The organism is Mesorhizobium sp. WSM4833, from assembly GCF_055811095.1.
In genome coordinates this window covers 100,480-113,299 of the sequence record NZ_JBVVQG010000005.1, presented here as the reverse complement: position 1 = coordinate 113,299, position 12,820 = coordinate 100,480, and the positions used below count along the sequence as shown (strand labels likewise).

12 protein-coding genes are annotated in these 12,820 nt (G+C 63.5%); 4 read left to right on the top strand and 8 right to left on the bottom strand.

Going from position 1 to position 12,820, the window contains the following annotated elements; translation table 11 throughout:
* Positions 1-11: 11 nt before the first annotated feature.
* The gene (gene bcoG, locus AC0L2D_RS11250; RefSeq protein ID WP_473541060.1) at positions 12-929 is read right to left on the bottom strand and encodes a 3-dehydrocarnitine:acetyl-CoA trimethylamine transferase BcoG; all 918 of its coding nucleotides are present in this window, start codon (positions 927-929) and stop codon (positions 12-14) included.
* 77 nt (positions 930-1,006) lie between these two features.
* On the opposite strand from bcoG, the gene AC0L2D_RS11245 reads away from it, so the two are divergent.
* On the top strand, positions 1,007-1,987 hold the full coding sequence (locus AC0L2D_RS11245; RefSeq protein ID WP_473541058.1) for a GlxA family transcriptional regulator: 981 nt from the start codon (positions 1,007-1,009) through the stop codon (positions 1,985-1,987).
* Positions 1,988-1,998: 11 nt separating this feature from the next.
* Here AC0L2D_RS11245 and AC0L2D_RS11240 read toward each other — a convergent pair whose 3' ends face one another.
* The 3 genes from AC0L2D_RS11240 to xylA all read right to left on the bottom strand — a co-directional run bounded on the left by AC0L2D_RS11240 (position 1,999) and on the right by xylA (position 4,507).
* On the bottom strand, positions 1,999-2,208 hold the full coding sequence (locus AC0L2D_RS11240; RefSeq protein ID WP_013528291.1) for a hypothetical protein: 210 nt from the start codon (positions 2,206-2,208) through the stop codon (positions 1,999-2,001).
* A gap of 260 nt (positions 2,209-2,468) precedes the next feature.
* A complete protein-coding gene (locus AC0L2D_RS11235; protein WP_013528290.1) occupies positions 2,469-2,945 on the bottom strand; it encodes a GNAT family N-acetyltransferase in 477 nt (158 codons plus the stop codon).
* Positions 2,946-3,181: 236 nt separating this feature from the next.
* Positions 3,182-4,507 (bottom strand): xylose isomerase, encoded by a 1,326-nt coding sequence (xylA, locus tag AC0L2D_RS11230; RefSeq protein WP_027161006.1) that lies wholly within the window; start codon positions 4,505-4,507, stop codon positions 3,182-3,184.
* Between the two features lie 112 nt (positions 4,508-4,619).
* On the opposite strand from xylA, the gene AC0L2D_RS11225 reads away from it, so the two are divergent.
* The gene (locus tag AC0L2D_RS11225; protein ID WP_473541057.1) at positions 4,620-4,982 is read left to right on the top strand and encodes a nuclear transport factor 2 family protein; all 363 of its coding nucleotides are present in this window, start codon (positions 4,620-4,622) and stop codon (positions 4,980-4,982) included.
* Positions 4,983-5,014: 32 nt separating this feature from the next.
* On the opposite strand, the gene xylB is transcribed toward AC0L2D_RS11225, so the two are convergent.
* Both xylB and AC0L2D_RS11215 read right to left on the bottom strand, forming a co-directional pair.
* Complete coding sequence (gene xylB / locus AC0L2D_RS11220) at positions 5,015-6,469, bottom strand: xylulokinase (RefSeq protein WP_027161005.1); 1,455 nt, start codon at positions 6,467-6,469, stop codon at positions 5,015-5,017.
* A gap of 82 nt (positions 6,470-6,551) precedes the next feature.
* Entirely contained in the window at positions 6,552-7,874 is a 1,323-nt protein-coding gene (locus AC0L2D_RS11215; protein ID WP_473541056.1) for a tetratricopeptide repeat protein, read from the bottom strand.
* 224 nt (positions 7,875-8,098) lie between these two features.
* Here AC0L2D_RS11215 and AC0L2D_RS11210 point away from each other — a divergent pair, with 224 nt between their 5' ends.
* Entirely contained in the window at positions 8,099-10,888 is a 2,790-nt protein-coding gene (locus tag AC0L2D_RS11210; RefSeq protein ID WP_473541055.1) for an autotransporter family protein, read from the top strand.
* Positions 10,889-10,940: 52 nt separating this feature from the next.
* On the opposite strand, the gene AC0L2D_RS11205 is transcribed toward AC0L2D_RS11210, so the two are convergent.
* On the bottom strand, positions 10,941-11,564 hold the full coding sequence (locus tag AC0L2D_RS11205; protein ID WP_013528284.1) for a LysE family translocator: 624 nt from the start codon (positions 11,562-11,564) through the stop codon (positions 10,941-10,943).
* A gap of 96 nt (positions 11,565-11,660) precedes the next feature.
* The gene (locus AC0L2D_RS11200) at positions 11,661-11,783 is read right to left on the bottom strand and encodes a hypothetical protein (protein WP_013528283.1); all 123 of its coding nucleotides are present in this window, start codon (positions 11,781-11,783) and stop codon (positions 11,661-11,663) included.
* A 238-nt stretch (positions 11,784-12,021) separates the two neighbouring features.
* Here AC0L2D_RS11200 and AC0L2D_RS11195 point away from each other — a divergent pair, with 238 nt between their 5' ends.
* Positions 12,022-12,789, top strand: a complete 768-nt coding sequence (locus AC0L2D_RS11195; protein WP_024501964.1) for a L,D-transpeptidase — start codon at positions 12,022-12,024, stop codon at positions 12,787-12,789.
* Positions 12,790-12,820 lie beyond the last annotated feature (31 nt).

Genomic DNA, 12,820 nt, shown 5'->3' with positions numbered 1-12,820 from the left:
CCGATGAATAATTATGCCGCGATCGGCGCCCGCTTGGTGAGGTTGAGCTTCTGCCGTACCTCTTCCGGTCCAAGGATTCTGGCGCCGAGATTGGTGACGATGCTGGCGGCGCGCTCGACCAGTTGTGCGTTGGTGGCCAGCACGCCCTTGTCGAGCCACAGATTGTCCTCCAGCCCGACGCGGACATTGCCGCCGGCCAGCACCGCCGCCGCGGCATAGGCCATCTGATTGCGGCCGATGGCGAAGGCCGACCAGTTCCAGGTCGACGGCACATTGTTGACCATGGCCATGAAGGTGTTGAGGTCGTCAGGCGCACCCCACGGCACGCCCATGCAAAGCTGCACCAGCGCATCCGGGTTGAGCACCTTTTCCTCGACCAACTGCTTGGCGAACCACAGATGGCCGGTGTCGAAAGCCTCGATCTCCGGCTTGACGCCGAGCGCCGTCATCATGCCGCCCATGGCGCGCAGCATGCCGGGCGTGTTGGTCATGACATAGTCGGCCTCGGCGAAATTCATGGTGCCGCAGTCGAGTGTGCAGATTTCCGGCAGGCATTGGCGCACATGTTCCATGCGGTTGGTGGCACCGCCCATGTCGGTGCCTTTTTCGTTGAGCGGCAGCGGCGCTTCCGGCGATCCGAACACCATGTCGCCGCCCATGCCGGCGGTCAGGTTCAGGATGACGTCGACTTCTGCCGCGCGGATGCGCTCGGTCACTTCGCGGTAGAGATGCACGTCGCGCCTCGGCATACCGGTCTCGGGATCGCGCACATGGCAATGCACGATGGCGGCGCCCGCCTTGGCCGCATCGATGGCGGAATCCGCGATCTGTTTGGGCGAGCGCGGCACATGCGGGCTGCGGTCCTGCGACCCGCCGGACCCGGTCACGGCACAGGTAATGAAGACCTCACGGTTCATCGCAAGCGGCATGGAACTCTCCTCCGAAAGAAATAGACCTCAACAATGCCCGACTTGCCGGAAACTGTTTTGCGTTTTACGAAGCTTCCATGACGAAAAGCGAAAAACCAGCGATCTTTCGCGCCGAGCGCTCGCCGCTCAAGGTGACGCTGCTGGTATTTTCCGGTTCGTCGATCATGTGCGTCGCATCCGCCGTCGATCCACTGCGCGCGGCCAACCGCATCTCCGGCGAGACCCTGTTCGATTTCAAGCTGGTCTCGGTGACCGGCGAGGCTCCAGTCACCACTTGCGGCCTGCCGGTGGCGGTCGGCGGCCGCTTCGATGCGGGCGAGTCGACCGACGTTCTTGTTGTCGTCGCCGGCTTCGGCACCCAGAACTATGCGACATCGGCTCTGTTATCCGGCCTGCGCCGGGCCGCACGCACGGCGCGCGCGTGCGGCGGTGTCGAAGCCGGCACCTGGCTGGTGGCGCGCGCCGGCCTGCTGGAAGGACGCAGCGCCACCACCCACTGGGAGGACATGGAGGATTTTTCCTCGGCATTCCCCGGCGTCGATGTCCGCCCTGACCGCTATGTTATCGACGGGCCGGTGTTCACCTCGGGCGGCGCGTCGCCGACCTTCGACCTGATGCTGCATCTCATCCGCACGAGGCTCGGCATGGCCGTCGCGCTCGATGTCGCCAGCGTCTTCATCTACGACCAGGCGCGCGCCGCCACCGACGCACAGCCGCTGGTCTCGCTCGGCCGGCTCGATGGCTACGATCCGCGGCTGGCGCAAGCGATCCGGCTGATGGAAGCGCATGTCGACCAGCCGCTGACCATTGAAGCGGTGGCCAAGCGCGCCGGCGTGACGGCACGGACGCTGGAGAGCATCTTTCGCAAATCGATCGGCGAGACACCGGGCGCCTATTATCTCAGGCTGCGCCTGGGCGCCGCGCGCCGGCTGGTGGTCGATACAAGGATCGCCATGGCCGATATTGCCGGGCGGACCGGATTCTCATCCGCCGCGGCGTTTTCAAGAGCGTTTTCAAGGGCTTTCGGCGAAGCGCCGGTCAGGCTGCGCCGGGGCTGACTATGATAGAATCAGGCAGCGTTCTGACGGTCGCTGCCGCCGTCGATCTGCGAGCGCATTTGCTTGGCAAGATGGGTCTCGAAACGGCTGGCCACAGCGCGATCCCATTCGTTCGAGCGGCGCGTGCCGTCCTTCGGATGCGGCATTGCCATCAGCCGGTCGATGATCGATCCAGCCTCGCCAGGTGAGAGCAGGGCGTCGATTTCACGTTCGTTCTGCATATCGGTTCGCCTCCTTCTTCCTCTCCCGCCACGAGCCACTCTTATACGAGATTCGTGACGGCAGTTTGAAGGCAAGAGCGAGGTCATTGAAGGGCGTCGAAGGGCAAAACCATGTCGCTGGACCGGGCCATGCGCAAAGCTGTTCCTGCGCCCAGGCAGGTCAGGTCAACGAGAAATCTATTGTTGGATTGCGCAATTCCCAAGGCAAAGCGCTGTACGCTTTTCCCGGGGAAACCGTTACCCACTTTTCCTGGAATTGCTCAAAGCCGCTTTTCGAACAGCACCGTGGTGAAGCCACTGTCCCATTCGTCATCGGGATAGCGGCTTTTCTCGATATAGCCGACCGCTTTGTAGAGTGCTTGTGCGGGCAGGTTGAACGTGTCGGTCTCCAGCCGCGCCTGCGCCAATCCGGCCGCACTGACCGCCTGTTCGGCATGGGAAAGCAGCTTGCGGCCGACACCTTGGCCTTGACGGGATGCCATCACGTGCAGGGCCTCGATGAAATCCGCGCGCCAATGGATCAAGCCGGCGACCTCGCCATCGATCTCGGCAACGGCGAATTCAGGCCAGCTCTGGTCGACATAGCGCCCGCCAATATCCGTCTCGACATAGCGTTGCGCGGCTGCTTCGGTGATGTTCGGCAGCCAGGTGCCTTCGAAGGTTTCCTGCAGCACCTGCTTCAGCGCCGGAATATCGCTCGCCTGCGCAGGGCGCACGATGATTCGATCCTCTGCCATTTCCGTCTCCTGCCAATGCATGTCGCCCAAAGTGCACAGCGATTTGGGACGACGACATGCCGCCGCACGGGTCCTCTTTCGGTGACACGTGTAGCGTCCTGGTCTCACGCAGGCTGCCGAAGATCTGTGCGATCCTCGGCAGCTTGTCGCGAAGTGGGCTGACTAGCAGATGGCGATGGCGGCGGCTTTCAGCCAGTGGCGCCGGATGTCGGTCCAAAGATGAAGCGGCGCTCGCCCTACACGTAGCGGTTGACGATGTTTTCCAGCAGTTCCTGGCGGCCGGACCTCGGCTGCGGCTCGATCTTCTTCTTGACGACACGCTCGGCGATATCCTCAAGCGTGCGCTTGCCGGCAAGCATCGCCTTGCCCTCGGCCGTGTTCCAGCCGGCATAGCGTTCGGCCAGCGGCGCCGACAGTGCCTTGTCCTCGACCATGCGCGCCGCAGCTTTCAGGCCGCGAGCGCAAGAGTCCATGCCGCCGATATGGCCGATCAGCAGGTCCTGCGGATCGAGCGACTGGCGGCGCAGCTTGGCGTCGAAATTGGTGCCGCCGGTCTTGAAGCCGCCAGCCTGCAGGACTTGGTAGTAGGCCAGTGCCATTTCCGGCACGTTGTTGGGGAACTGGTCGGTGTCCCAGCCCGACTGGTAGTCGTTGCGATTCATATCGATCGAACCGAAAATGCCGAGCGCATTGGCCAGAGCCAGTTCGTGCTCGAAGGAATGGCCGGCCAGGATGGCGTGGCCCTGCTCGATATTGACCTTGACCTCCTTCTCCAGCCCGAAGCGCTTGAGGAAGCCGTAGACCGTGGCGACATCGTAATCGTACTGATGCTTGGTCGGCTCCTGCGGCTTCGGCTCGATCAGGATCGTGCCCTTGAAGCCGATCTTGTGCTTGTAGTCGACGACCATGCTGAGGAACCGGCCGGCCTGTTCCTGCTCGCGCGCAAGGTCGGTGTTGAGCAGGGTCTCATAGCCTTCGCGCCCGCCCCACAGCACGTAGTTTTCGCCCTTCAGCCGCTTGGTGACGTCGATACAGCTTTTTACCGTCGCCGCCGCGTAGGCAAAGACATCCGGATCGGGATTGGTGGCCGCGCCCGACATGAAGCGGCGGTTCGAGAACAGATTGGCGGTGCCCCAAAGCAGCTTGACGCCGGTCTGCTTCATCTTGCCCGCGAAGTAGTCGGCGATCTCATCGAGGCGCGCCGCACTCTCGGAAAAATCCTTGCCTTCCGGCCGTACATCGGCGTCGTGGAAGCAGAAGTAGGGCGCGCCGAGCAACGAGAACATCTCGAAGGCGACGTCTGCTTTCAGTTTTGCCAGCTCCATCGTGTCGACGCCGCCGGCCTTGGGAAACCACGGCCGGTCGAAAGTCTGGCCGCCGAACGGATCGCCACCCGGCCAGGCAAAGGAGTGCCAGTAGGCAACGGCGAAGCGCAGATGATCTTCCAGCCGCTTGCCGGCGACGACCTCATCGGGATTGTAGAACCTATAGGCCAGCGGATTGGTCGAATCCGGCCCTTCATATTTGATCTTCTGGATGTCGCCGAAAAATCCACTGCTCATGATTTCTGTCCTCTCACAAAGTTCTGACGCCATTACCTCAGGCGTAATTGGTTTCACGCCGGCGCTGGTTGAAAAGGGTCATGTCAAAGCCACCAAACGAAGGAGACAGACCATGACCGACCTCACCAAGATCGCTGAAAACTACATCACCGCCTGGAACGAAAGCGATGCCGGCCGCCGGGCCGAATTGCTCAAGGCGACCTTCACGGAAGACGTCAGCTACCGCGACACGCTCATGCAGGGTGATGGCCATGAAGGCGTCGCGGCTCTGATCGACGGCGTGCAGCAGCGCTTTGCCGGTTTCCGGTTCTCGCTGAAGGGTACGCCGGACGGTTTTGCCGACAAGATCCGCTTCTCGTGGAATCTCGGACCTGAGGGGACGCCTTCGGTGATCGAAGGTACCGACATCGGAATCATCGAGAACGGCCGCCTCAAGAGCGTCACCGGTTTTCTCGACAAGGTGCCGGCGCAGTGAGCCGGACAGCCGCGGCGTGGGCGAAAGATCGCTCACGCCGTGGCGACCCTGATTGCCGGATAAAGCGCCCGGTAGCGCTGATAGGCATCGGCATAGGCGCCGCCGAGCGCCGCATCCGGTTCGATAGTTGCGTCCGTCCTCGGGGCCGTACAGATTTCGAGCGGATCGGCACCCGTCGCCGCGATCAGGCCGAGCCGCGCGGCACCAAAGGCGGCGCCGAAGTCGCCGTCGGCAGGAATGTCGACAGGCAGTTGAAGCGCGGTGGCAATCGCCTTCAACCAGTAGCGTGAGCGCGAACCGCCGCCGATCGCCGTCACCCGCGTCAAGGCTGTGCCGGCCGTGGCCAGCGCTTCGAGGCTGTCGCGGAAGGCAAAGGCTACACCCTCCAGCACGGCCTGGGTCAGCACGGCACGGCTCGATTGATGCGCCAGCCCGGTGAACGCGCCGCGAATGGCGGAATCATTGTAGGGCGTGCGCTCACCCGAGAGGTATGGCAGGAAGGACACGCCGCTCGGCGCCTTCAATGTGTCGCCGAGCTCAGTGGTCAACTCGCCGGCGCTCTTCCCGGTGATTTCCGACAGCCAGTTGAGCGAATCGGTTGCCGACAGGATGACCCCCATCTGGTGCCAGGTGTTCGGAAGCGCGTGGCAGAAGGTGTGAACCGCGCTAGCCGGGTTGGGCAGGTAGGAAGCGTTGGCGGCAAACAGCACACCCGACGTGCCGAGCGAAACAAAAGCGTGGCCGGCGCCAACCGTGCCCATGCCGCAGGCCGAGGCCGCGTTGTCGCCGGCGCCACCGGCGATCGGAATGCCGGCCTGGACGCCCCACTTCGATGCCAATTCGCTGCGCAATGCGCCTGCCTTCTGCGTACCCTCGACCAGCGACGGCATCTGCTTTTCATCGAGCGATGTCGCCGCGAGCAAATCCGCACTCCAGCGCCGCTTGCCGACATCGAGCCAGGACGTGCCGGCAGAATCCGACATTTCCGAAATGTGCTCGCCCGAAAGCCAGAGCCGCAGGAAATCCTTGGGCAGCAGCACTTTTGCGACCTTGGCGAAGACAGCGGGCTCGTTGTTCTTCACCCAGGCCAGTTTCGGCGCGGTGAAACCGGGAAAGACGATGTTGCCGGTCAGGGCGCGGAAACGCGGATCGGCATCGAGGACGGCGGCCTCGGCATGGCTGCGCGTGTCGTTCCACAGGATGCAGGGGCGCAGCACCTTGTCGGCGGCGTCAAGCAGCGTGGCGCCATGCATCTGGCCGGACAGGCCAATGCCCTTGACTGCCGCGAGTTCATGCGGATGGGAGGATTTGAGCTCGGCGATTGCGTCTTCGCAGGCCCGGATCCAGTGCTCGGGATTCTGTTCCGACCAGCCGGGGTGCGGCCGTGAAACATCAAGCGAACCATGGCCGGAACCGATGACGGTTTGCCCGGCATCGATCAGCAGCGCCTTGACGCCCGACGTCCCGAGATCGAGGCCCAGATACATGTCTTCCTCCCACGCCAGTTAATTTTTTCGGGTCTCGAAAAAATCTGGCTTGGTCAGTTTTTAAAACAAGATCCGCTTCGGGTCAATTCTCCGACAAATCGGCGGCGCGTCGCACAAACAGCGCTGACAGCGGACTGTCGGGCCGCGCCATCGAACGCTCCGCCGTGAGCGCCCTGGCCAGCGCACCCTCACGGGCGCGCAAGGCCGCCTCGATCAGCGTCAGGTCGATGACGTCGCGCTGGGCGTGGCTGCCACCGAAACGATGTGCGATCGCCCGGATCGGCCGGATCAGGCGCGCGGTCTCGGCGTAGCTGCCCTCACCGAATGCCTTGATGGCGAGCGTCAGCGGATGGCCGACATCCCGCGTGAAAGCCGCATTGTCGTCGCTGCCACGCATGGCCTCGCGCTGAGCCTCGAGCAAGGCGAGGGCCGGCGCATCTAACCCGGCACCCACGAAGGCCATCATCGCGTGGGCGTCGTTGAAGGCATAAAGGCCCGCTCCCGCCTTGCCCCAGTTGGCGGCGAGCGCCGCCCAGCGGTCGCCGACATCGACGCCGCCGAGGTGGAGCCGCCACAGGATTGCCGAGGCATCGACCATGTTGAGCGCCATCGTCGATTGCACGCTGTAGATAGGGCCGTCATAGAGGGCCAGCACCGCGTCGGTCTCGCCGAGATCATAGTGGAACAGCGCCAGGTGCCACCAATTGTGGACCTGCAGGAAGCTCTCCCGTGTCCACGCTTCCGGATTGGCGCGCATCCAGGCAATGCCATCCCTTTGCCGGCTTTGCATCTCCATGACATGGGCGACGGCGTGCTGCGCCCAGCCGTCGCGCGGCTCGATGTCGACTGCCTCGCGGCCAAGCTGCTCGGCCCTGACATAGTCACCCATTTCCTCCAGCCCGAAAGCCTGCATGCCGAGCATGGCGTGGTAGCCGGGCATGCCGCTTTGCCACGAAGGCAGGGCACGAGCCATGCGGTCGCGCAGCATGCGGGCATTGCCGGTGAAGAAATCGATCTGGTGGCCGACCTGCAGCGCCAGCCCGTCGCGCGGGGTCTCGATGGTGATGTCCTCGAGAACGCGGCTGGCCTCATGCCAGCGCCCGCTGGCGAGATGGCCAAGGGCCGAGACATGCGCCCGCTCGCGCGTGGTCGCGGCAAGCGGCAGTGCGGCCTCATGGCAAGCCTTGGCCACGGCCGTCGCCTCCCGCTCGGTGGCGAGGCCGAACAGATATCCCTTGAAGACATGGGCCATGACGAAGCCGGGATCTTCCGCGATGGCGCGGTCGACGGAAGCTACGGGATCGCCGATGAAGCACTGCAGTTCACGCACTGCCTGGCTGTAAGGCGTGAATCCCGCCTCCGTCGCGCCCGAAAGCGCCAGGCCGAATGCGTCCCTGATTGCCATGCGATGTCCTTTATCGACCCGTGACAGGCCCTTGATCCTTCGGCCCAAACCGATCCTAAAGCATAGGCCACGGACACGCCAACCGTGCGCTACGCCAGACCTTTCAGTAGTCTTTGCAGTTTAGCAACCATGCGGGGCAGATTAGGCTTTGTAAAATTGAATGAATTGTGTCTTCATTGCGGCGGCTGGCGGGGGCTGGAAATCGCGAATCGAGAGGGGACGCGATGCGGCATGTGAAGAACTCGCTTCCGAACAGTCGTTCGGCGGATGCGCAGGTGACAATTGCTTCGCAATGGCGAAAGCCGCATCCGTTACATCCGTGGCTTATTAGCATCCTCTCAACTACAGCTTTTGCGTTGCTGCCCAACTCCGCCGCGTTTGCCGCATGCGTGCTGGCTCCATCCGCCGGAAACACCGTCTACACCTGTGACAGCGGCGACTCAGGCGGCAGCCTCACCGATCTCGACGGCGACAACACGCTGAATTTTCCCGCCGGCGGCACCGGGCAGATATCAGGCAATGTGACCTTTGGCGTCGGCACGGACCGCATCGACATGCAGTCAGGCACCATAACCGGCACCGTCGATCAGGGTGGCGGCACTGATTTCTTCAAAATTGGCGCGGGCACCGTCGCCGGCAATGTCCAGCAGGGCGCCGGCATCGACGACTTCAACATGAGCGGCGGCCAGATCGGCTCGCTCAACCAGGGCGACGGCCTCGACACCTTCACCATGACCGGCGGACGCATCGTCGATTTCTTCGACGATGGCGACCACGCCGTGATGACCGGTGGCCGCATCGGCCGGGTCAACATGAAGCTCGATCAGAACTATTTCAACATGTCAGGCGGCACCATCGACCGCAACCTCGTCACTGGCTTCGACAAGGACACGATCATCCTGTCGGGCGGCACCATCGGCGGCAACATCAGCGTCAGCGGCGGCAATGACAGCGTCACGGTCACCGGCGGCACGGTCGGTGGCGATATACTGATGAGCTTTGGCGCCGACAATTTCGTCTGGAACGGTGGCGGCATCATCTATGGTTCCGTCGATCTCGGCGGCGATAACGACACCGCCAGGCTCAGCAACCTCACCAACGCCAATCTCGGTGCCACGGATGCCATATCAGGTGGTGCCGGCACCGATGCGCTGACCCTGGACAACGTCAAACTGGATGGCGTCAGCCGGCTCCAGAACTGGGAAAGCATCGACGCCACCAATGACACCCAGCTGACGATGGACAGCAATCTGGTGCTCGGCGACAGCGGCACCGGCACCGGTTCGCTCAGTGTCGATGCCGCAAGCACGCTCTACGGCGGCGGCTTCAATGCGGCGATCCAGGCGTTTACGGCAGGCCAGCTGGCGCAGGTCACCAATGCCGGCCGCATCGACCTGACCAATGGCAGCACCGGCGCCACCGACAGCCTGACGATTTCGGGCAATTATGTCGGCCTGGGTGGCCTGCTGCTTATCCAGACCGAGCTCGGTGACGATTCCTCCGCATCCGACAAGTTGGTCCTGTCGAGCGGAACGGCTTCCGGTTCGACCGGCATCTCCGTGGTCAATCTCGGCGGCGCGGGGGCTGCGACCACGCAGGACGGCATCATGGTCATCCAGGCAATCAACGGCGCCACCTCGGGCGCCACGACATTCGCGCTCGACGCCCCGGTCGCCGCCGGGGCCTTTGAATATTATCTGTTCAAGGGCGGCGTCAGCGCCGGCAGCGAGGAGAACTGGTACCTGCGCTCGACGCTGAACACGCCGGCCCCGCCGGCCGCAGCCCCGCCGGCGCTGGAGCCTGCTCCGCCGCCGGCACCTGAGCCGCCGGCGGCCGAACCGCCGCCGCCGCCGCCCATCGACCCTGCGCCGCCGCCTCCGCCGGAATCCACCCCCGGCGATCCCGATCCGGTTGATCCGGCGCCGCCGGTCGTGCCGACCGATCCGCCGCCCGCGACACCACCGGCACCACCACCGGCACCAGTGGCGGATCCGCCCCCGCCACCGCCGGTGGTGCCAACTGAGGTGCCCGACCTGCCGACACCGGCGGCGGGCGAGGAAATCCTGCTCTATCGCATCGAGGTTCCGGTCTATTCGGCCTTGCCGCCGGTCGCCGAACATCTGGCGATGACGACGCTCGGCACATTCCACGAACGGCGCGGCGAGCAGAGCCTGTTGTCGAACACCGAGCTGTCGCCGGTCTGGGGCCGCATCTTCGGTCAGGACAGCAAGATGGCCTATTCAGGAACGGTATCGCCGTCCTTTGACGGCACCCTGTTCGGCCTCCAGGCGGGCTTCGATCTGTTCGGCCGCGAAACCGCGTCGGGCCAGACCGATCGCGCTGGCCTGTTCGTCGCCTATGCCAGCATGAATGGCGACGTGCGCGGCCTGGCGCTGGGCAGGGACAATCTGTCCGTCGGCAGCATGGATATCAACGGCACCAGTGTCGGCGGCTACTGGACCCGGATCGGTCAGGGTGGCTGGTACCTGGACGGCGTCCTCATGGCCACCTTCTTCGGCGGCAACGCAACATCGTCGCGCGACATTGGCATCGACGTCGGCGGGACCGGCGTCACCGCTTCGCTGGAAGGCGGCTATCCCATCGCGCTGGCGCAAGGCTGGACGCTTGAACCGCAGGCGCAACTGGTCTGGCAGCAATTGTCGCTCGACGATGCGTCGGACCGCTTTGCTTCGGTTTCCTTCGATACGGACGGCAGCGTGACCGGCCGGCTCGGCGCACGGCTGCAAGGCGAAACAGCGATCAATGGCATGGCGCTGCAGCCGTATCTCAAGGCCAACATCTGGCACGATTTCGGCGGCACCAGCCATGTCAATTTCGACACCACCGACATCTCGACCGAGGGCAGATCGACCTCGTTCGAGTTCGGCGGCGGCGTGATTGCCAAGGTGACGGACAAGGTCAGCATCTTCGCCACCGGCGACTACACCACCAATCTCGGTGGCGACAAGCGTCGGATCCTCGAAGGCAATCTGGGCTTCAGCGTCAAATGGTAAGGCCGGTCATGATCCCGAAAACCAGTTTCGGGATCATGATCAAAAAGACAGCTTAATTGCTGGAACGCATCGCCATCGTGGCGATGCCGGCGCCGACCAGCAGCGTGCCGCCGGTGCGGTTGAAGATGCGGATCGCCTTGGGATTGCGCACCACGTTGCGTGCGCGTGCCGCGATCAGCGCATAGCCGAAGGCATTGGCGAAGGCGAGCGCCAGGAAGGTCGTCTCGAAGATCAGCATCTGCGTCCAGAAATCGGCGTGCCGGTCGAGGAACTGCGGCAGGAAAGCAACGAAGAACGTGATGCTTTTCGGGTTGAGCGCGGTGACCAGCCAGGCGTGCGCCATCATCTTGGCCGAGGAGACCGCGTCGGTGCGCGGTTCGGCCTTCAACGCGCCGCCGGCGCGAAACAGTTTCACGCCAAGATAGATCAGATAACCGGCGCCGATCAGCTTCAGGATGGTGAAGACGGTCGCCGAGGCCGCCAGCAGCGCGCCGATACCCAGCATCGACAACGTCATCGCAGTGAAATCCCCCAACGCCACGCCGACGGCCATCGGCAGAGCGGTACGCCAGCCCTGGCCCAGCGCATAGGACACGACCAGCAGGATGGTCGGACCCGGAATGATGAGAAGGATCGTCGATGCGGCAGCGAAGGCGGCCCAGTTTTCGAAGGACATGCTCGTCTCCTTTGAGCTTAAAGAAGAGGATAAATCCTTAGGCCCGGGAGAATGTAAAGAGGCGATTTCCCTAACTGCGCCAGCGGCAGATCGGTGTCAGTTCGCGCCGCTCAGCGTGCTCACTATATCGGCCAGGCTGACATTGGCACCGAGAACGGTTGCCGCCGCGACAATGGCAGCGGCAAAAAGCTTGATGTCGGTTTTTAAGGTCTTGCACATGGAGGCCCCTCGCTGATGGTTCGAGGAGTAGGAGACGCCGGCGCCGGGAATATGACTCGACCGAGGTCTTTTTGTGCAGCAGCCTTCGTTCAAGTTCAGGCAAGAAGGTCGAACATCGCCAAGGCCATGCGCAAATGCAGGCTGTGCAAGGTCTTCACGCTTTATCAACCATGAATGAGGAAAATGCCTGCTATCCGGCCGGACCGTGCTTCCCGCCGACAGCGTAGGGTCTGGATATATGCGTGAGTTGCCGCAAGGTCTGACGCCGCCGCGAAATGGCGACGCAATCGAAACCGATCATCATCTTTCCCGCCGCGCCATCCTGTCCGGGGCAGGAGCGCTTGCGCTGCTGAGCGCCGCCGGTTGCTCGACCTCGGGCGGCGGCCTGCCGGCGCTCGAGCTCGACGACGTCACCACGGGTTCCGTGCGGCCGATCCGGCCAAGCATCAGCGTCGACAAGAACGTCACCAGCCCCGGGGTCATGTATGCCGGGCTGACCGACGGCGGCTTCAACGTGCCGGAAGTGCCATATCTGAAGGTCAAGCCGGAATTCCGCCGCCAGATCGTCGTCGACACGACAGGCGAGGCGCCCGGCACCATCGTCGTCCATCTCAAGGAGCGCATGCTCTATCTCGTCCAGCCGGGTGGCGATGCCATCCGTTATGGCGTCGGGATCGGCAAGGACGGTTTCCGCTGGTCCGGCCGCGCCAACATCCAGTACGGCAGGGAATGGCCGACCTGGACGCCGCCGCCGGAGATGATCGCCCGCAAGCCTGAACTGGTGAAATGGCAGGCCGGACAGCCCGGCGGCCTAACCAATCCGCTCGGCGCGCGTGCCCTCTACATCTACCAGGACGGCAAGGACACCGGCTATCGCATCCACGGCTCGCCCGAATGGTGGAGCATCGGGCAAGCGATGTCGTCGGGCTGCGTGCGCCTGATCAACCAGGACATCATCGACCTCTACAGCCGCGTCTCCAAGAAAAATCCGGTCGTCGTCGTCTGACGCTTATGCGGCGTGTTGGTGCCGCTCGAAA

Excerpts from the sequence above, each read along its gene's own strand:
- xylA (WP_027161006.1), bottom strand. The coding sequence starts at position 4,507 with ATGAGCAGTGGATTTTTCGGCGACATCCAGAAGATCAAATATGAAGGG.
- AC0L2D_RS11210 (WP_473541055.1), top strand. The coding sequence starts at position 8,099 with ATGCGGCATGTGAAGAACTCGCTTCCGAACAGTCGTTCGGCGGATGCG.
- xylB (WP_027161005.1), bottom strand. The coding sequence starts at position 6,469 with ATGTATCTGGGCCTCGATCTCGGGACGTCGGGCGTCAAGGCGCTGCTG.
- AC0L2D_RS11245 (WP_473541058.1), top strand. The coding sequence starts at position 1,007 with ATGACGAAAAGCGAAAAACCAGCGATCTTTCGCGCCGAGCGCTCGCCG.
- AC0L2D_RS11235 (WP_013528290.1), bottom strand. The coding sequence starts at position 2,945 with ATGGCAGAGGATCGAATCATCGTGCGCCCTGCGCAGGCGAGCGATATT.
- AC0L2D_RS11225 (WP_473541057.1), top strand. The coding sequence starts at position 4,620 with ATGACCGACCTCACCAAGATCGCTGAAAACTACATCACCGCCTGGAAC.
- AC0L2D_RS11195 (WP_024501964.1), top strand. The coding sequence starts at position 12,022 with ATGCGTGAGTTGCCGCAAGGTCTGACGCCGCCGCGAAATGGCGACGCA.
- AC0L2D_RS11240 (WP_013528291.1), bottom strand. The coding sequence starts at position 2,208 with ATGCAGAACGAACGTGAAATCGACGCCCTGCTCTCACCTGGCGAGGCT.
- AC0L2D_RS11215 (WP_473541056.1), bottom strand. The coding sequence starts at position 7,874 with ATGGCAATCAGGGACGCATTCGGCCTGGCGCTTTCGGGCGCGACGGAG.
- AC0L2D_RS11205 (WP_013528284.1), bottom strand. The coding sequence starts at position 11,564 with ATGTCCTTCGAAAACTGGGCCGCCTTCGCTGCCGCATCGACGATCCTT.
- bcoG (WP_473541060.1), bottom strand. The coding sequence starts at position 929 with ATGCCGCTTGCGATGAACCGTGAGGTCTTCATTACCTGTGCCGTGACC.
- AC0L2D_RS11200 (WP_013528283.1), bottom strand. The coding sequence starts at position 11,783 with ATGTGCAAGACCTTAAAAACCGACATCAAGCTTTTTGCCGCTGCCATT.